The 18340-nt window shown below is 54.0% G+C and carries 15 protein-coding genes; 5 read left to right on the forward strand and 10 right to left on the reverse strand.

Annotation, left to right across the window (positions count from 1 at the left end):
- Nucleotides 1–89 precede the first annotated feature (89 nt).
- A complete protein-coding gene (locus L248_RS06890) occupies nucleotides 90–1109 on the forward strand; it encodes a sugar kinase (protein ID WP_022529424.1) in 1020 nt (339 codons plus the stop codon).
- Nucleotides 1110–1395: 286 nt separating this feature from the next.
- Here L248_RS06890 and L248_RS06895 read toward each other — a convergent pair whose 3' ends face one another.
- The 3 genes from L248_RS06895 to L248_RS06905 all read right to left on the reverse strand — a co-directional run bounded on the left by L248_RS06895 (nucleotide 1396) and on the right by L248_RS06905 (nucleotide 6027).
- On the reverse strand, nucleotides 1396–2223 hold the full coding sequence (locus L248_RS06895) for an AraC family transcriptional regulator (protein ID WP_022529425.1): 828 nt from the start codon (nucleotides 2221–2223) through the stop codon (nucleotides 1396–1398).
- Between the two features lie 230 nt (nucleotides 2224–2453).
- Nucleotides 2454–4241 carry an ABC transporter ATP-binding protein gene (locus L248_RS06900; RefSeq protein ID WP_022529426.1) on the reverse strand — a complete coding sequence of 596 codons (1788 nt, stop codon included), beginning with the start codon at nucleotides 4239–4241 and terminating at the stop codon, nucleotides 2454–2456.
- Entirely contained in the window at nucleotides 4234–6027 is a 1794-nt protein-coding gene (locus L248_RS06905; RefSeq protein WP_051999890.1) for an ABC transporter ATP-binding protein, read from the reverse strand. Before L248_RS06905 ends, L248_RS06900 begins: the two co-directional genes overlap by 8 nt.
- 317 nt (nucleotides 6028–6344) lie before the next feature.
- On the opposite strand from L248_RS06905, the gene L248_RS16415 reads away from it, so the two are divergent.
- Nucleotides 6345–6467, forward strand: a complete 123-nt coding sequence (locus tag L248_RS16415) for a hypothetical protein (protein ID WP_022529429.1) — start codon at nucleotides 6345–6347, stop codon at nucleotides 6465–6467.
- A gap of 162 nt (nucleotides 6468–6629) precedes the next feature.
- Here L248_RS16415 and L248_RS06910 read toward each other — a convergent pair whose 3' ends face one another.
- The gene (locus L248_RS06910) at nucleotides 6630–7676 is read right to left on the reverse strand and encodes a helix-turn-helix domain-containing protein (protein ID WP_040535432.1); all 1047 of its coding nucleotides are present in this window, start codon (nucleotides 7674–7676) and stop codon (nucleotides 6630–6632) included.
- A complete protein-coding gene (locus L248_RS06915) occupies nucleotides 7666–8568 on the reverse strand; it encodes a helix-turn-helix domain-containing protein (RefSeq protein WP_022529433.1) in 903 nt (300 codons plus the stop codon). Before L248_RS06915 ends, L248_RS06910 begins: the two co-directional genes overlap by 11 nt.
- 438 nt (nucleotides 8569–9006) lie before the next feature.
- Between L248_RS06915 and L248_RS06920 the strand changes: the two genes are divergently transcribed.
- Nucleotides 9007–9678, forward strand: a complete 672-nt coding sequence (locus L248_RS06920; RefSeq protein WP_022529434.1) for a hypothetical protein — start codon at nucleotides 9007–9009, stop codon at nucleotides 9676–9678.
- An 84-nt stretch (nucleotides 9679–9762) separates the two neighbouring features.
- Here the strand turns inward: L248_RS06920 and L248_RS06925 are convergent, their stop codons facing one another.
- From L248_RS06925 to L248_RS06940, 4 genes are all read right to left on the reverse strand, one after another.
- Nucleotides 9763–12294, reverse strand: a complete 2532-nt coding sequence (locus L248_RS06925; RefSeq protein WP_022529435.1) for an AAA family ATPase — start codon at nucleotides 12292–12294, stop codon at nucleotides 9763–9765.
- Between the two features lie 21 nt (nucleotides 12295–12315).
- Entirely contained in the window at nucleotides 12316–13035 is a 720-nt protein-coding gene (locus tag L248_RS06930; RefSeq protein ID WP_022529436.1) for a RodZ family helix-turn-helix domain-containing protein, read from the reverse strand.
- Between the two features lie 77 nt (nucleotides 13036–13112).
- Nucleotides 13113–14015: a helix-turn-helix domain-containing protein gene (locus L248_RS06935; protein ID WP_022529437.1), complete on the reverse strand. Its 903-nt coding sequence runs from the start codon at nucleotides 14013–14015 to the stop codon at nucleotides 13113–13115.
- Nucleotides 13993–14910 carry a hypothetical protein gene (locus L248_RS06940; protein WP_022529438.1) on the reverse strand — a complete coding sequence of 306 codons (918 nt, stop codon included), beginning with the start codon at nucleotides 14908–14910 and terminating at the stop codon, nucleotides 13993–13995. The genes L248_RS06935 and L248_RS06940 overlap by 23 nt, the downstream gene beginning before the upstream one ends.
- A gap of 462 nt (nucleotides 14911–15372) precedes the next feature.
- On the opposite strand from L248_RS06940, the gene L248_RS06945 reads away from it, so the two are divergent.
- The gene (locus L248_RS06945) at nucleotides 15373–15606 is read left to right on the forward strand and encodes a hypothetical protein (RefSeq protein ID WP_040535437.1); all 234 of its coding nucleotides are present in this window, start codon (nucleotides 15373–15375) and stop codon (nucleotides 15604–15606) included.
- Nucleotides 15607–16383: an acyltransferase domain-containing protein gene (locus L248_RS06950; protein ID WP_051999891.1), complete on the forward strand. Its 777-nt coding sequence runs from the start codon at nucleotides 15607–15609 to the stop codon at nucleotides 16381–16383.
- 135 nt (nucleotides 16384–16518) lie between these two features.
- Here L248_RS06950 and L248_RS06955 read toward each other — a convergent pair whose 3' ends face one another.
- Nucleotides 16519–18198 (reverse strand): ATP-binding cassette domain-containing protein, encoded by a 1680-nt coding sequence (locus L248_RS06955; RefSeq protein ID WP_022529441.1) that lies wholly within the window; start codon nucleotides 18196–18198, stop codon nucleotides 16519–16521.
- Between the last annotated feature and the right edge of the window lie 142 nt (nucleotides 18199–18340).

Consider the following 18340-nt stretch of genomic DNA (forward strand, 5'->3'; position numbering starts at 1 on the left):
TCGGTATCTGATATATTAGCTATAGGAAACCGCTTCACAGCATGCTATACTGAACCGAGATAAGAGGTATGGAAGGGACGACCTAACGAATGGATAAAGTACTGACCATGGGTGAAATGATGCTGCGGCTGAAGCCGCCGGAATACCAGCGGATCCTCCAAGCGGACAGCTTCGCCGCGAACTACGGCGGCTCCGAGGCGAACGTGGCGGTGTCGCTGGCACTGCTGGGTGACAACGCGGCCTACCTGACCAAGCTGCCGGATAACGCTTTGGGCGACACCGCCCTGGCCACCGTGCGCAAGTATGGCGTCGACACCCGCCTGATCCGCCGCGGCGGCCCCCGTCTGGGCATCTATTTCTTTGAGAAAGGCACCAGTGTTCGCGGCACCAACGTGGTCTACGACCGCGCCGGCAGCTCCTTTGCGTTAGCCCGCGCTGACGAATTCGATTGGCCGACACTGCTCGCTGGTGTGACCTATTTCTATTTCTCCGGGATCACCGCCGCCCTCTCCGCCGAACTGCGCACCGCCCTGCTGGCCGCTTGCCAGTACTGCCAAGCCCATGACATCACCGTGGTCTGCGACGTGAACTACCGGGGCAAGATGTGGTCGCCCGCGGAAGCCCAAGCCGCCATGGCTCAGCTCATGCCCTTCGTCAATATCTGTATCGCCAACGACGAGGACTTCGCCGGGGCGCTGGGCATTGACGCCTTCGACGGCGATATGACCCGGGGCATCGAACAGAAAGACAGCTTCGTGGCCGCCATGCAGTCGATTCAGAAACAGTATCCCAGCATCCACACCGTCGCCAGCGTGGTCCGGGACATGCCCACCGCCGACGACAACACTTGCACTGCTCTGCTCGTCCAGGGCGATGGCGTCTGGCAAGGCCGTACCTACCACGTCCACGTCATGGAAGGCGTCGCCAGCGGTGATGCTTTCGGGGCCGCGCTGGTGCACGGGCTGATCAACGGCTTCGCGCCGCAGGAATTGATTGATTACGCCAGTACAGCCAGTGTGCTGAAGCTGACGATCCATGGTGATTTGAATATCATTACGGATGCGGATATTCGGAAGGCACTGGCCAGTAGCAGTAATGTGAGCCGGTAGTCTCCACAGTCAGAAAAAGCTCCCCTGCAACCACCTTGATGGCGGTTCAGGGGAGCTTTTTCATTCGTGCCGCTGCCGATACGCATCGACAATCCAGTAGCCCAGTACAAACGGCAAATTGATCTAAAACGGCATAAAACAATACAGCCACCCAATCGGCGACGGCCAGGCATGGACGACGACCGCCACAATCAAACTGGCGCCTCATCCGCCCAGCGGCAAGCCGTACGTGTAATACAACACTTGTTTCTCACACGGTGTGCATTTCTTCCTCTGGTGCATTTCTTCACCGCTCGGCCGACGGCGTTCGGCCAAAGTGCTTCTTGAACTGCTTGGAGAAATACAGCGGGTCAAGGTACCCCACCCGGGTGGCCACTTCCTTGATGGTCAGCTGATCATTGTGCAGGAGCTCCTCCGCCCGCTGCATGCGAATGCGGGTCAGGTAGCTGCTGGGGGTCTCACCGGTCACCGTCTTGAAGAGGCGGGACAGGTGGGCACTGCTGACGTGGAGGCTGGCGGCCAGCTGGGCCAGAGAGACATCCTCATCGTAATGGGCGTTCAGATAATACGTGGCCTGGGTGACCACCGCCTGCGTTTCCGCCGGCGAGTCCGGCGACTGCTCCCCGCCTAAGATTTGATCGTCGGCGACGCAGTTCTCCGGCAGTGCCCGCAACAAATACACCAGCAGCTCAGTCACCATCGCCCGCTCCAGCAGCTGCTTGCCCAGCGCCTGGCGATGGTTCTCGCTGATCAGCTGATGCACCACTGCAAAAAACTCGTGCCACTGGTTACCCAAATCGATAACAGAATTGGCAAAGGGCAGCTTATCACTGCCAATCCCCGGCAGGACGAAGTTGCGGAAGCCGATGTGCACCTGGTAGCTGAACGTCCCCGCCGGCTGACTCTCCTGGTGCCACGTGTGGGGGTTGAACATCAGCACCTGGCCCTTGGTGATGTGGAAGCGCTGGTCGCCAATCAAGTAATTGGCGCAACCGTCGACCATGATGGAGATCTCGGGGAAGTCGTGCTGATGCAGCCGATTGTCCCCGACCTTGGTATTCTTGTAAGGAAACACGTAGAGCACTTCCGGTACGGTGCCGGATAAGTCCAGCATAGTGATCACTCCCCTGGTGCTCTTAGATAGTTATATTATACCGTTTTCACGGGAGAAAGGCGCGGCGGTTGAGCCGGCGGCTGCTCCCTTCTCTGAGCCGGAAGACTACGGGCTGCGCACACATTTTGCCGGCCCAGTCACCCGGGAGTCCAACTCGCCAGGTCGCATGCCCCCCTTTTCTCCCCGGCACCAAAAAAGGAAGCACCGCCCTTGGGTGCTTCCAACCTTTCTTACAGTGCCTTCAACATCCGGTACTGGGCATCATACAACTCGAAGTATGGCCCACGGTCCTGCATCAGGCTGTCGTGGTTGCCCCGCTCGACGATCTCGCCGTGGTCGATGACGAAGATCTGGTCGGCGTTCTGAATCGTGGACAGCCGGTGAGCGATGATGAAACTCGTTCGGCCCTTGAGCAGGGCGTTGAGCCCCTGTTGCAAGAGAATCTCCGTCTGGGTGTCAATGGCGGCGGTGGCCTCGTCCAGGATCAGGATCCGCGGGTCCGCCAGCAGCGTCCGGGCGAAGGCAATCAGCTGGCGCTGGCCAGCAGACAAGGTCGAGCCCCGCTCCTGCAGCTCCGTGTGGTAGCCGTTCTTCAGATGGCGGATGAAGTCATCCGCCCGGACCACCTTGGCGGCGGCAATGACCTCCTCCTCCGTGGCGTCCAGCTTGCCGTAGCGGATGTTGTCGAGAATCGTACCGGAGAAGATGAAGGTATCTTGGAGCATCACCCCCATCTGCTGGCGCAGGGACTTCAGAGTGACCTTACTGATGTCAACGCCGTCGATGAGGATCTCCCCCTCGGTCACGTTGTAGAAGCGGGACAGCAGGTTGATGACAGTGGACTTGCCGGCGCCGGTGGGTCCCACCAGGGCGATGGACTGCCCCGGAGTGGCGTGGAAATTGATGTGGTGCAGGATCATCGGGCCGTCTTGGTCATACTTGAAGGAGACGTCGTTGAAGCGCACGTCCCCGCGAATCGGCGGCAGGGCAAAGGCGTCCGGTGCATCCTTGATTTCGGGTTTCTCATCCAGAGTCTCGAAGATCCGTTCCAAATACGCTGTGGCGGTGATCAGCGAATTGTAGAAGTTACCAATGTTAATGACCGGGTTCCAGAAGTTGTTGATGTAACCGATGAAGGCAATCAGCGTCCCGGTGGTGACAGCGACCCCGACGTGGTTGACGCCGACGAAGTAGATCAACGCCGTGGTCATGACGGCAATGTTCTGCACCCCAGGCCACAAGGCGAACTGGATTTTCACTGCATGCATCCAGGTGTCGCGATATTCGTTAGAGACATCGGCGAAGCGCTGCTCAGCGTTCTTTTCTTGCGCGAACCCCTGAGTCACTTTGATGCCGGCGATGCTTTCGTGGATGTACGCGTTCAGGTTCGACTGTTTATTACTCAGAATCTGGTACGCCACCCGCTGCTTGTTCTTCACGACCCAGGCCCAGACGAACAGGATGGGCAGGAACGCCATACTGAACAGCGTCAGCTTCCAGTCGATGACGAACATGAAGATCAGTGTGACGATCAGGCTGATGAGGTCAGAAATCAGGTTGATGAGCCCGTTGCTGAGCAGGTCGGACAGCGTGTTGATGTAATTCACCACCCGAATCAGGATCTTCCCGTGGGGCCGCGTGTCGAAGTAAGAAAACGGCAGCGTCTGCAGGTGGTCGAAGATGTCCGAGCGCATGTCCTTGAGCATGTCCTGACCAATCTCAGTGATCGCCCAGATGCGGTAGCGCATGCAGAAGAACGCGACGACCAGGGTCACCAGGAAGATGCCGGCGATGAGCCATAACTGGCGCATGTCCTTGTTGGGAATCGCCGAGTCGATGGCCACCTTGGTCAGGTACGGGCCAAGGATCACGGCGACGTTGGCCACCAGAATGCTGCCCAGGACGATCATCAGCCGGCCCAGGTATGGTTTCAAATACTTGCCCAGACGTTTGTAATAACCCCAGTTGAATTCTTGTTCCAGTGCTTCGTCTTCGTTGTAGGTATTGCGTTTAGCCATTGGTAATCGCCTCCCCAGTGCGGTTGTCGTGGTGTGCCGGGTGCGGGGCCGGGCTGACACCCAGCGCCCCCAGCTGTTTCTCGTACGTGTCGTAATAGTAGCCGTGCAGGGCGAGCAGCTCCTCGTGGGTACCCCGCTCGATGATGCGGCCTTTCTTCAAAACAATGATCTGGTCGGCCTGCCGAATGGAAGAAATACGGGTGGCGATGATGAACGTCGTCTTGTCCTTGGTGATGCGCCGCAGTTCTTTCTGAATCTTGGCCTCGGTCTCCATGTCCAGCGCGGACGTGGTGTCGTCCAGAATCAGGATCGACGGGTCCTTGACCAGTGCCCGGGTCAGCGAGATACGCTGCTTCTGGCCGCCGGACAAGCCGACGCCCCGCTCGCCGACGACGGTGTCGTAACCGTCGGGCATTTCTTCAATAAAGTTATCCGCATCGGCAACGCTGGCCATGTCCCGGATGAAGTGGGGATTGGCCTCGCGGTTGCCGTAGTTGATGTTGTCTTCAATGGTGTCGGAGAACAGGAACTGGTCCTGCATGACAATGGTCACCTGGTCGCGGAGCTGCCGGACGGGGTATTGCTTCGCGTTCTTGCCGTCGATCAGAACCTCACCGGTGGTGGGATCGTAGAACCGGGTGATCAAGTTCATCAGGGTAGACTTGCCGGACCCGGTCTCCCCCAGAATACCCATGGTCTGGCCGGGGGTGACCTTAAAGTTGATGTCGTGGAGCACAGGCTGGGTCGGGTCGTCCGCGTATTCGAAATTGACGTGGCGGAACTCGACGGTGCCCTTGATGTGCTCGTAATGGGCCGCGTCCGCCACCGGAATGGCCGACTTGGCGCCCAGCATCTGGCGAATCTTAATGGTCGCCGCCGAGAACCGCTGGATATCGTTGATCAGCCAGCCGCTCATCCGCATGGGCTGGTTCAGCATCCACAGGAAGCCGTTGAAGGCCACCAAGTCGCCCAGGGTCATGCTGCCGTTGATGACGAAGTAACCGCCCAGGAGCAGGGCCACCACGGTGAGCATGGAGGCAAGGAAGTCCAGGATGGGCAGGTAGCGGCGAGACACCGCTGCCGAGTCCATGTTTTTCTGCTTGTATTCATTGTTCAGCTTGTCAAACTTCTGAATCTCGTACGGTTCTCGGGTGAAAGCCTTGACCACCCGGTTACCGGAGATATTTTCTTCCACCATGGAGTTCAGCCGGGCGAAGCTCTGGCGAATCTGGAAGAACACGGGGTGGGCCGAGTTGCTCATCATGATCGTCAGGACCCCGATGATCGGCGTCACGGCCACCAGGGCCAGCATCAGCGGCCAAGAGATGGTGCTCATCACGACTACCGCCGTGAAGAACCAGAGCACACACTCGATGACGTTGTAAGAGACCCAGGAAACGAAGTGCCGGATGGCGTCCATGTCCCCGGTCATCCGGGCCATGATGTCCCCTGTCCGGACCGTATTGAAGAAATTGAAGTCCAGTGTCTGAAGCTTGTTGAACAGGTCCTTGCGCACGTCGTACAGCGTGTTCTGGCCGACCCGTTCGAAGAGGATCTGGTACAGGTAGCGCATCAGCGTCCGGGCCACCGTGGTGCCCATCATCACCGCCAGCATCCACGGCAGCTGATCCGTGTGCCCTTGGTTGATGACCACGTCGATGATCTTCCCGCCCAGCAGCGGTACGACGATAATGCCCAGCGCGTTGCCGACAATCAGCAGCGCTGCCAGCACCATTCTCCCCTTGTACTGCCTGGCATACCGCCAGATCCATTGATAAGGATTCATTGTGTTTTTCCTCCCGTAATCGATTGTTACTGTCAAGGAGCTATTATGCGGGATTGGCGGGAGAAGAGAATGGATTTATTTGTCGGTAAGCATGGAGAAATATGATGATAAGACCCTCGGGCAAAGTGCGCCCGAGGGTCTTATCGGGAACATTGGGGTGCTCGTGTGAAGGCTGCACTCGCTACACTGTGTAATGGCACACTTTCAACGAGTGCTTTTGAGAGGATGTGAAAGCAAAGCGGTTGCGGGTATACTTATGGCTGAGGGGGCGTACTTTTCGTCTCCATGCTACTAATTACACGAAAGGGGGAAACGCCATGTGTGAATACAACTTGCGGAATCGGATCGTGACGACGATTATCAAAAAGGCACCAGTAGCAATGGCTGCCTTGGGCGCGGTGACTGTGATCGTTGGCTTGTTTTATAACGCCATCAGTTAACCAACGTCAAATGTAGAACCAGACTCTGGCGAGTTGATAGAGAACAATAAGAACCAGGACAAAGCCATACAATTACCGGATGGTTTTGCCCTGGTTTGTTTTGATGATTCGTTGTTCTTTTTTCCTCTTTGTTCCATGATCCTGCAATGAGTCGAACTGTCATCATTTGGAGTTTCCGTATGCGTTTTGCTCGTACTCAACTGGGTCAAAGGGGTGAATATTGTAATAAAAATAGAATCCTGCAGGTATTCTACTCAAATCACCGCCGTATATTTGCTCTTTAGCTCGCCGTGCTAATGGGACGCGCTCATCCTCTCGAATGGACTTTGTCCACACATCCCAAGCATGGGTAAGATATTCACCAAAATCCGAATCAAGTGTGGACATGCTGGCGAGGAAGTCAGCCATTTCAGCTTCCACTGCGCCTCGCTCACCTTGCCCATAGCGCGCACACATGTGGGCATCATATAACAGCATCCGTGCTTCAGCCTCTGTCGGTGGCCATTGCATTTGTTTTGCAATAGAATACACTCTCTCGCCTAAATCAAATCGGCGATGTATATTACAAAAGGTTAAAGTATTCGCCATCAATACCCATACCCAGTGATTCCGTTCCTGATTGCTGACGTCAACTGCGGCCCCCGACATTGCCTTCAAGAGATAATCGATAGTCGTGTCTGGTTTATACCACTGCATCAGTGTAGACAAGACAATCAGATCATAGGTGCTGAAATATTTAAGAGAATTGAAATAAGCCTGTGACTCTTTTACCATTGTAGGAACATCGGGAACATCCAAAGTATTCACAGCAGCCAATACCCGAATCAACATATAATAGTTCAATTTGTGATAAATCAGCCCTGTCTGTTCAAACGCGTTCTTTTCTTGGTCAAATAGATGGGCAAACATCGCCCACGCATCTTTCTGCTTCCCTCCTTGATTAAAAAGCATCAGCGCATCATTCATCGGTCCTACGAAGTCATCTGGATCATTCCCAGAAAATTCGGTTTGAATATCCCCAATGTCTTCCCGCAGTCTGGTCAGTATTAGCCAAAACGCTGGGGCAGAAAGTTGAGAGCCTCCGCTTTCAAAACGGCTAACTGCAGCTTGGCTTGCTTTGTCTTGTCCAATATCAGCCAAAGTCAGATTATTGACTGCACGCAAGCGTTTGAAAAACGTGCCAAGTGATTCTGGTTTTTCAGCCTTCATGGTGATCATCTCCTTGTGCCACCAGCATAAACGTCAGTTGGTTCCACTCAATAAATTGGCTCAGATAATTATCAGCACCAAATAGAGTAAATCCATTAATCAATTTAACAAATTCCTGTTTAAACCGCTGAGCCTGTTTTGGTTGTTCCAGAACCGTAATAGCAAATTCGGTAAGGCGAATTTCCGCTACTGGATATTCCCCGCCATCCCCTGGCGAACCAATCTTCTGAACCAGTTCAATCAAAGCATGGGCCTGCTGAAAATGACCTTGACGACCGCGTAACAGTGCAAGTTGGGTTACTAACGGGACATCCGCACGTAATGCATCTCGCAAGTTAACGTGCGCCTTGGCGCGGTCAGTCATGTAGTGCTCAGCAGAATCCACAGAGCTGGGGCGTACTTTAATCAACGCGCTGGCAAGTATCTTATCAGCCTCAGACCAATCAGTCATCCTAAACAAATAATCAACTGTCCGATCGACAATCAATGGGTTAAGCGGGACCATGTCTGGATAAAGAATATGGCCAATTAAGTGAGCCGCAAAAATTCCGCTTCGATTCTGGGGTTGTCGGTTTTCCTCCATAATCGTCATTTTCCGGGAGAACTCCTTCCAGGCGATGTATGAAGGATAAGACCGAAAGGCAGAAAACGCTTGACTAAAAGTACCATTGAAGTACCGTTCAGATTTAGGAACAAAAAGGCTCCAATCCAAGTGCAACCGGTTAACAAGTGCCACCATATCTGTTGCGGATAACTGTGCCTTACCGTTTTCAAATTTTGAAAGCGCAGCAACAGAGCATATGCCATCAGTTGCTTCTTTCAAAGTGACTCCCCGTTCTTTACGAAGTGCCTGAAATTTTGGACCAATCCATGAATTATCTGCTACGACCATAACCAGAATCTCCCCCCATGTTAAGACACACCAGCAATTGCATTCACTCTGAGTTATTATCTCACGCAAACTGTAAAATTAATAGGCGGAAGGGGCGATGACAATTTGCCCACGACAAGGCAATCGTATTCCGTTATTGATTAAAGAAAGTTACTGGTCGCTGCAACTGATACGTATACTTCAGCAGAATTCGCTGCTTTTACATATACTGGCCGTCACGGTACCCGCTTTGCTGTTTCGAAACTTTACGGCCTGGAACAATACCGCCTGTCATTAAGGGACGTCCCTTAACAAACAACGTGACAACTGATTAGGCACTGATTTGGAACACCAAGAATAAACACTGGCTCGTGATTCCATTATCGTAATCAACACAACCCGCCGTTCATGGCTGTGTTACCGTAAAGGACAGTTTGATATCAACGGAGGAATGCAATTATGAGTGAACGTCCCGTATTTGGGCCCAAGGCGCTCTCAAATCAGCAGAGCGGCACACCTGCTTCGACGCCTCAACAAGATCAGCAGCAAGCATCACCCGCCCAAACAAGCAATACTGGGCAAACTGCCGCTAATCAGCAGAGTAATCAGTCCCACCCCCAGGTGAATCCATCTTCCCAGGCCGTCCTAGACGCCGCCAAGACGGCCGCAAAAACCGGGAAGGCGGTTGTCGGTACTGGCCTCCACTGGTTTGGCCAAGTTCTGAAAATGCAGCCTGCTGGCACTTGGATCAAGTACTTCCTGATTTCGGCCTTGGGTTTTGCCGTTATGTTGGATTCAGATCAGGTGACCGGCCAAGTGTATCCACTCAGCGTCAACATCATCAACTTTCTCCTTTATCCGCTGACTGCCACAATTTTTCGCACCCTGGGCGATCTTATTCATCACCGCCCGGGTCAGTACAGTCAGAACCTGGCCGAAGCCAGTCTTTGGGACATGGCCTTCTATGGCAATGGCGATGGCGAGTTAAGCAGAGGATTCTCTTGGGTCGTCATCTTTTTCTACGGCTTACGGTTCCTCTTTTTCGTCATGAAGTATTACTTCAGCTATATCATTGGCCCGGTCGCGTTCCTTTTCTTATTGCACAAAGCACGGCAGGCCAATAACCAGTGACCCGCTGATGCAAATAAAAAGGCGGTAGTGACAGCACGGAACGTGGTTGTCACTATCGCTTTTTGTGTATCGTTGGCGGCGGCACTAGATGTCCCAGCTCAAGCTGGCCACGACAGTGCCGTCTTGAATTTGTTTCACATCGTCTGTATCCAAATGGTCGACCAGCCAGAGCTTGTGCTGCTGAACCAGTTTTTCAGCGAAAGTCCGCGCCCACCGACCGTTGGCCTGTTCTTTCGCTGGGATTTGCTGGTAATGGGCAGCGACGACTTTCTTCAGTAGCGCAGAATTCACATGGAGATGGCGGGTAATCAAGCGATTGACGATCTCCGCCACTTCATCCGGGGTATAAGGCTGGAACTCCAGTGTATAGGGGACCCGCGACCGCAAGCCAGGGTTAGCATCCAAGAAGTGCTGCATGGGTTGTGTATACCCGGCAAAAATAGCGACGAAATCCTGGCGATGGTTTTCTAACTCGGTAATGAAGGTCTCCACGGCCTTCTGCCCAAAATCTTGGTTGTCATTCTCGGTGACTAATTGATACGCTTCGTCAACGAAGAGAACGCCGCCGAGTGCATCGCGGATAGCCTTACTCGTCTTTTCTTCTGTTTCACCGATATACCGGCCAATGAGTTGGGGTCGAGCCACTTCGATGACCGTGTCTTTGGGCAAAACCCCCAGATTGTAGAACAGTTTGGCCAGAATACGGGCCACCGTTGTCTTGCCTGTCCCTGGGTCGCCAGCAAACACCATGTGATAAGTCGGCTTATCATTATCATCCAGCTTATCCCCCACCTTTTGGGTCACGCGAACTTGGTCGACGAGATCGTGAATTGCATTCTTGACGGTTTGTTGGCCGACGAGGTCATCTAGCTGTTTGAGTAGTGCGGTGACCGTATCTGCTTTCGCCTGCGCATCTCCGCCAAGTAAATCGTCGATGTCTGTCTTGAGAATCGTGGAATCATCTCGCTTGGGGTCTGCCATGACGTTATTGGCGACGACGCGCAGCAGTTTGTCATTGAAGTTTCTGATCCACCGCCCGTTACTGTGATCGACATCAGCCGCGTATGCCTTGACGACTGTGGCCCGATAGTAATCCGGATCGACCTTAAATTCTTTCCCGGCAATTTGCTTCAGACCAATCGTGGCGACTTCAGCGGGCGTGTAATCGGTGAAATGAAATACGTTCGGCGTGCGGGACCGGATACCAGGATTCATGTTTATGAAATCCTGCATTGGCTGAGTATAACCGGCAAAAATAATCATCAATTCGTTACGGTGATCCTCCATATATTGCATAATGGTATCCACCGCTTCCTGTCCCCAGTTCGTACTGCCCTGTTGATAGAGGGTGTACGCCTCGTCAATGAACAAGACGCCGCCAAGCGCACTGTCCAAGACGGCTTTCGTTTTCAATGCCGTGCCGCCAATGTTCTCCGCCACCAAATCAGCGCGCCCCACTTCGACATAGTTATCTTTGGGCAGCACCCGCTCCTGAAACATGATTTTACCTACTAAGCGGGCAACTGTGGTCTTGCCTGTCCCCGGGTTGCCCAAAAACAGGGAATGCAATGACTGTGTTACCCCTGGCAGGCCTTTTTCTATCCGGCGGCGATTGAAGACGGCAAGTTGAATAAACTGGTGAACTTCCGTCTTAACTTGCGTGAGTCCAATCATCGCATCGAGCTGCGTCAGTGCCGCCGGCATGCGGGTCTTGAGCGGCGTCTGAGTACCGTCTTGGGTTTTATCTTTAGCCTCCGGGGCATCCGGCTGGGGATCCGCTTTGCTTGGCGCCGGCTTAGCTGGTGCGCCGTCTGTGGTACTTGTTGCTTTCTTATCCACCTGGACGATTGCACCAGGCACTTGGACGGTACTGCCTTCGTCCTGAGAAATCGTAATCAGATGTGTTGCATCAACATTCGCTGCCTTAAGGACTGCACTGCTGTCTTTGACCTCTGCATTGGCATGGCCTTCCGCCACAACCAATTTATCTGCTCGAAATACAGACCCGGTACGCACGGCAAAAGTAAAAATACGCGGGTTGGTGTTAACCAAATATAAGGTATCCGCGTCTACCTCGCTATTGTCAATAATCATTAAACAACGCCGCACCTGTGTCATCTGCAGTGTCAACTTTGATTTGGCGACAGAGATATCATCGATATCGCATTGGCTGATAATCAGCGTGCTAGTTTTGTCCGAATACACGGCGTTTTGTTGAGGGTCACTCTGTAGGACGGTACACGCAGTGAGTCCAATCGTTCCCCCAGTAACCGCCAAAGTCGGCCAAGCTTGAGATGTTTCAAAAATCACACCGCGGGCAATCAGTGTGCACTGGGCCGTGATGTAACACGTATTGCCGGTCATCGCATGGGAATCCATGGTGAGATTTTCTAAATTCAGTGTGCCGCTCTCCACAACTTGGAAGCGCGTCTCCAGGACGACATCACTGGGCTGCTCCCCCAGTCCGCGCATCCGCACATTAGCGACACGGTAACCCCTGGGTTCTGAGTAATGTCCGGGTTCCAGTAAAATTGTGTCTCCGGCCCGGGTCATATCCATGGCCTCTGCAAACGTGTGCTTGCCAAACCCGCGGCCGACGGTAATCGAACGTCCCATGCAAGTGTCTCCTCTCTACGATTACTTGCTAAATAATGAAAACAACCCGACAACGATGCCCAGAACACCGGCAACACCGCTTAACACAAATTTGATGACAGTGAAAAGAGGCCGCAATATCCAGTACGGCCAAGCGCGGCTGCCTTGAGGGGCTGGCTGGCTAAAGAAGGCCAAGCCCGTCAGTGTATGTGCGGGTTGGCAGTGATTGCGCAGCCACCAAGTAATCGGCGGGAAGAAAAGAACACAGAGAATCTGGTAGACTTGCGGCCCCATCAGTTCAAACGGATCAAGTATCCGGTTCACTTCCCACATTCGGTAGTACCAAATACCAAGAAAAGACACGGGTTGCGTGGTCACAAAATAGAGAGCTGCGGCCAATGCGTAATACACAAGCCAAAAAACCAACCCTTTTTGATTCAGCAACTGCCCAATCCCATCGATGATAATGCCGGCTTGGCCAGCTTGCCGTTCAGCGGGATCCACGGTTGAAGCACCCGCGGATTGCGCCCCAGCGCCAAACTTGGGTTGTGTATTTGCCCCCGCGGGCTGGGTGGATGACGTCTCCTGCCCAGCATCGGAGTCTGCGGCAGCCGAATCCTGCGTGAACGCGCCCGCACCAAACGGTGCCGCCGTCCCAGGAGTTTCAGTACTTTGCTGCACTGGGACGGTTGGTTTAGGCGCGTCTGCTGGTGCCGTATCATTCTTCAAAGTGTCCGGTCCAAATACTGGTTTGTCAGCCATCTATACTTCCCCACTTTTCTAATAGAGCGATGTTAACACAAGGCGTTCACAATCAGCTTGATTATTACGGAAATGGATTAATCGGCAAGCTTATCCGGGTTTTGTTGCATTCTTAATAGACTGTTGTCGTTTTGTTGCTGGGGAATCAACCACCTAGTAATGGCTGGTTCTCGACCAAAAGTACGCACGACGTCCGGAGACGCCAACCGAGCGAACAACTGCATTGCGCGCACAACCTCTTGGGTGGCTGCAGGTGCCCCTGTCTGTGCTCGCACAACAGTCTGCAAAACCTGACTGACAAGTGCCCACACGGCATCGTGCCACAGGGGAAACTGAATCAAGGCCACCATGTGAGCGGCTTGTTTAGGTTGCCGTCTTTCAAAATCCACCAGGGCGATGGCCGTGAGTAATTGATTGAAGGCGGCACGGGAAGATGCCGACGGCTGGATTTTCTGCACCGCATGGGCGAGACTCGTAACTTGCTCTGGTGTCGCCACCCGGGCGAGGGCCGCACCAAGAAAAAGATCCATCTGACCATGGGAGGCGGTATTCATGAAATAATCGAAGCACGTATTCACGAGTGCCGCGTCGGCCGACTGCCACTGGGGAAACCAGCGCATCAGGTGGAATTGGATAAGCCACAGGGCCGCCTGCCGATTCTTCACGGACCATTCAGGAGCCGCCGCGATTGCGCCAGACAATTGTTCCAAGGCCAAGGCGCTGCCCGCAGCCAGTGCCTTTTGCAACGCAGGCAAAAAGCAGACGGGGACGATTACCGCAGCCGACTGGGCGGGGGCAAAGAAGCTCTCCCAATCCAGCTGCAGCCGATCAATCAGGGCGATCAGGGTAACCGCAGCAAGGTGAGACTGTCCGTTCTCGAAACGAGATAATGTGGAGGGTGCACAGATACCGATACTGGCCTGGTTAATCGTGATTCCCCGTTCTTCACGGTATTGCTTAAATTGCTGACCAAACGTCATGCACTTTGCACCCCTTCTCGTTGTTCGTACCATAATGCCAAATAAGCGATGCACCCCGGGAAAGGTGCACAGCACCAGCTTCGCGGAGATCATGCTGTAAAGCCTGAGCTTGCGCGGTCTGCAAACCCTGCTGGGCGGGTGCGCGATGCCAGGCCAGGATGAGCCGACTGAGCTGCAGGCAAACCCTGACCGCCGTCGGCGTGTTGTCGGCGCTGCCCAACCGCTGAGCAATGTGCTGCCATCGCTCAGCCTGACCAAGGTGCCCGTGGCGAGCGGCTGTAATCACCCCGGCAACAGTAATCAATGTTACAACCTGCGTTTGGCGGTCGTCATCAAGCCGGACATGAAGTAAGATGTGTTGTAATAAAGCATCACGGTCTGATTCAGAAACGATAAGGACCAAAAAAACGGCTGTTTGGAGTTCTGCTTCGCTATAATACTGCACACGGGAAAAGTAGTGCACCGCCACCGCGCTTTCGACAGATTGATCCATTGGGCGAGTAAAAACCAACTTGACCGCATCGGCTTGCAAACGATAAAGGGGTATCTTTGTGAGATCGAATTGCGCTTGATACAGGCTGATAGCCTCGGTAATCTTTTGCTGCCGTGTGCGCGCTGTGGCGGCATCGCTAAGAAGGATGCTGATTGTTTCAAAAAGTGATGGTACGTGCTGCGCGGCATGGTATTCTCCTGCCAAGACGGTCAAAGGCACGGGAAAGTGTATGAGCAGCTGACCAAAAAGATCGCCCGAAAGAGAACTATGACCGGACTCAAAGCGGCTCAAAGTGGCGGCGGTCGTCACTGGCGCTGCCGCATCAGCGAGCAAGAGCCGATTCATGATCCGCCAGCGGTTGAACTCTCGAGCCAATGTGGATTGCTTCGGCTCTTTCTCCATGTGTCTCCCCCCGATCGGCTTTTCTCAAATCAACGTGTTCATTCTATTGGATAACCGAGGGAAACGGCCGGAACTTGCATAATCGAAAATTTTTGGCCATTCACCGCCGCTTTTTTTCGTGGCTGGCATACTTTTTGGCGCCGATTATCCTGGAATCCAGTGGCGTTAATGGTTAGCCTACGCCATCTCAAGGATATCGTTAGCGTGATTACTTTAGAAATTTGCAACAGCTGAGCCCCATATTTCCATTTTGCCAAACATTCCCGTCACAAAGCCTTCACAACCGGCGCGTAGTATACAAACTGTCAGCAAGGCAACTTCCTCCCCCAAAACGAACGGCCTTGCTGGTTATCCTCCCTCATATTTCTTCTTGTTACCCGCTGCCGGTCCTCCCCCGGCGGCGGTTTTTTGGTGGCGCGCACATGATACAATTGATGGGCAAGGAAACGGAGGCCATCTGCCATGCACCAAAATAGACGCATGCCGCATAACCGAACAGATCAGCATAATGCGCAAATTCATAATCGTTTTGATGGCATTGCTAAACACGTGACCAATACCAAGCGGCTTAATCATGATGTGCGGATGTCACTGCAAGAAGTCATCGGCGATCTTGCCCAGCCTCATCTCGCACGGGCGAAGACAGCAACGGATCTCAATCGAATATTAGGCATCGTGCCAGGAAGGATCAAGTGAGTGAACCTATCAACGATGTTAACGCTGGTCAACATGCCGCCCCAAGCCCAAGAACAAATACGCAATCAGAAAATTAGTTTTTCTCAGTGGCAGCATTGCCTCACGAATTCCCCCAAACAATTTATCGCCCAGCTCCTCGCCGACCCAGCACTGGCGCTGACTGTCCTCTCCCGCCTCGCAGCCGAAGACGATGCTTACTTCCCCGCCCATGGCCTCAGTCAGCAAGTCTACATTGACTCTTACCGTGACCTGACCATCTGGGCGGAGGATCACCACGCCAAGACCGGGGTCTGGGGGATCACCGAAGTGCCTTGGCTTACCCTCACCTTGCAGCACAAGCTGTTCCGCCTTGGCCGACTCCAGTTCGAGCCGTTGCCATCTTCGCCGGACCCGCGTTTGCCGCAGGCTGCCGAGAACTGGCTGAACGTTCATATCCCCGCCGATGGTCCGTTACTAGCCGCTGACTGCGACGCCTCATTTCAACGGGCTCAAGCGTATTTTCACCAAAGGTGGTTCTGCTGCCACTCTTGGCTGCTTGCGCCCGCGTTGCAGCAGCTCCTGCCAGCAACCAGTCACATTATTCAGTTTCAGGAGCGGTTCAGCAACGTCGCTTTCTTCCCTGACGACCGCCAAGCCGAAGAGCGCATCTTCGGGGGCTTGCGCGATGACCCCGGCCAGTATCCCACGCATACCGAACTGCAGCGAACGGCCAGGCGGTATCTGCTTAGCGGTCAAAAAATCGGGACCGCCCTGGGCTTCTTTCACCTGCCGGCATAACAAAACCCGTTGGTGTCGCCGCCTCAACCAAGATTTTGGCTGGGGCGATCGGCATCGACGGGTTTTGCTTGGATATCTGGCTGCTGGCAGACCATCGGCGACCCAGTTTGGTGACAGCCGGTCAGCCGCCTTCCCTTATGCCCCGGCCAGCTTGAGTCCCGCCAGATGGTCCTGAATGACCGGGTCCTGCGCTTGGCCGCGGGCGACGATGGTGCCTTGGTCCACGACCAGAATCTCGTCGGCATAGTCGAATAGTTGGCGATTGAAGCGGTGGGTAATCGTCGCCCAACCGCAGGGCAAGCTCATCAACATGGTTTCGATGCCGCTGGCCGTTTTCGGGTCTAAGCCGCTGGCGGGTTCATCGAAGAGCAGAAAGTCGAAGCGGCCCAGCAAAGCCCGGGCAATGTAGAGGCGCTTGGTCTCACCACCAGACAGCTCTTGCCCAGAAAAAGTCACCTTTTTCGCCAGTCCGGCAGGCGTCGCATACTGCGACAACTGCGCCTGATCTAACGCCTGGGTGATTTCTGCCGCCGTATACTGATCGCGAAACATGGTGACGTTATCTTTGATGGTGCCGGTGAACAGCGCTCCGTTTTGTTCGGCGATCCCCAGATGGTCCCGGAGACTGGCCAAATCGATCTTCTTTTGATCGACACCATTGATCAGAACGCGGCCTTGATAGCCTGTCTTGCTGAGCAACGGCAGGTTCAGCAGCGTTGACTTGCCGCTGCCGGTTTTGCCCACAATGAGATAATGCTTGCCCGCCGAAAGGGACAGCGATATGTCGTGGAGAATTGTCTTGCTGGACTTTTCCTCGGCGACATTCTCGTAAGCAATGGTGTGCAGCTGATCGATTGCGGTGCCCTTGGCGGACGGCTCGTTGGCGGCCAAACTGTCGCTGATCTTGACGGCGGCTTCCTTACCGCCCACGTAATCCGCAATCAAACCAGATGCCGACTGCAGCGGCTCAGAAATGAATACCATCAATTGGGAGAAACCGACCAGTTCGCCCAGCGTCAGCGATCCTTGCATCACGAAGAAGATCCCGCCGACCCAGGTCCCCAGATACAGGACATTGTCCAGGAGCTGAGAAATCCCACTGATGGTCTTCCGGTTGCGCTGGTCTGCGTTTTGATCCTTCAGCCACGCACTGTTTTTCTTGGCAAAAACCCGCTGCATGATGCGGTGCACATTAAACAGTTGGATCGTGCGTAACCCGTTCAGAATGTTCTGCATCGTCTGGGTGTACTGCTCTGATGATGCCAGCACCCGGTTCTTGGACCGCTTCAGCACTTTCTGATTGAAGACCGGAATCAGCAGAATCGGCAAACACAGCGCGATGACGATCAAGCAGAGGACGGGCTGGATGAAGACGGACATCACGATGGCAATGAAAAATTGGCACAGTTCGCTGTAGATATTGACGGCAGCGGCCAAGTAATCGTTCTGGAGGACATCCACGTTGTTGGTCATCTGGTTCAAGCGGGTGTTCTTTTGGCCGTGGTCGGTCTCGGCTAGTGTTTCTGTCTCGGACAGATAGTGGGTCATCAAGCTGTCCCGGACGCCGGCACTGATGTTGTTCAGCCACTTGGACCGGATATAAGAACGGTAAGACCAAACGAGCGCGTCGATGACCACGTATGCCAGCACAACCAGGACCAGCATTGCGTAGCTCAGTCCGGACTTGCCGTTTGCAGTATCGGTGATGAGCTGCAGCACCGCTGAGACGGAGACCGAGACTAGCGCAGCAATTGGGATCACGAATAGAAGAAAGATAGTGTCGGCTTTGGCAAATGAAAGAAAGCGTCGTAACATGTGAACCCCCCCCACGATGAGTGCAAAAATGGGCCAGGAACAAGTATGTCGTACCAAACGGTGCCAGTCGCTAGCGTTGTGAGGGCGGCTGAACGCTGTTTCTCCAGCGTATGAATCACGATAAACACGGGAAACCTTGTCC

Origin of the sequence: Schleiferilactobacillus shenzhenensis LY-73 (assembly GCF_000469325.1) — a bacterium.
Lineage (GTDB): Bacteria > Bacillota > Bacilli > Lactobacillales > Lactobacillaceae > Schleiferilactobacillus > Schleiferilactobacillus shenzhenensis.

What these genes read in the sequence shown, in the direction of transcription:
- L248_RS06890 (WP_022529424.1), top strand. Translation starts at nt 90, where the DNA reads ATGGATAAAGTACTGACCATGGGTGAAATGATGCTGCGGCTGAAGCCG.
- L248_RS06895 (WP_022529425.1), bottom strand. Translation starts at nt 2,223, where the DNA reads ATGCTGGACTTATCCGGCACCGTACCGGAAGTGCTCTACGTGTTTCCT.
- L248_RS06900 (WP_022529426.1), bottom strand. Translation starts at nt 4,241, where the DNA reads ATGGCTAAACGCAATACCTACAACGAAGACGAAGCACTGGAACAAGAA.
- L248_RS06905 (WP_051999890.1), bottom strand. Translation starts at nt 6,027, where the DNA reads ATGAATCCTTATCAATGGATCTGGCGGTATGCCAGGCAGTACAAGGGG.
- L248_RS16415 (WP_022529429.1), top strand. Translation starts at nt 6,345, where the DNA reads ATGTGTGAATACAACTTGCGGAATCGGATCGTGACGACGATTATCAAA.
- L248_RS06910 (WP_040535432.1), bottom strand. Translation starts at nt 7,676, where the DNA reads ATGAAGGCTGAAAAACCAGAATCACTTGGCACGTTTTTCAAACGCTTG.
- L248_RS06915 (WP_022529433.1), bottom strand. Translation starts at nt 8,568, where the DNA reads ATGGTCGTAGCAGATAATTCATGGATTGGTCCAAAATTTCAGGCACTT.
- L248_RS06920 (WP_022529434.1), top strand. Translation starts at nt 9,007, where the DNA reads ATGAGTGAACGTCCCGTATTTGGGCCCAAGGCGCTCTCAAATCAGCAG.
- L248_RS06925 (WP_022529435.1), bottom strand. Translation starts at nt 12,294, where the DNA reads ATGGGACGTTCGATTACCGTCGGCCGCGGGTTTGGCAAGCACACGTTT.
- L248_RS06930 (WP_022529436.1), bottom strand. Translation starts at nt 13,035, where the DNA reads ATGGCTGACAAACCAGTATTTGGACCGGACACTTTGAAGAATGATACG.
- L248_RS06935 (WP_022529437.1), bottom strand. Translation starts at nt 14,015, where the DNA reads ATGACGTTTGGTCAGCAATTTAAGCAATACCGTGAAGAACGGGGAATC.
- L248_RS06940 (WP_022529438.1), bottom strand. Translation starts at nt 14,910, where the DNA reads ATGGAGAAAGAGCCGAAGCAATCCACATTGGCTCGAGAGTTCAACCGC.
- L248_RS06945 (WP_040535437.1), top strand. Translation starts at nt 15,373, where the DNA reads ATGCACCAAAATAGACGCATGCCGCATAACCGAACAGATCAGCATAAT.
- L248_RS06955 (WP_022529441.1), bottom strand. Translation starts at nt 18,198, where the DNA reads ATGTTACGACGCTTTCTTTCATTTGCCAAAGCCGACACTATCTTTCTT.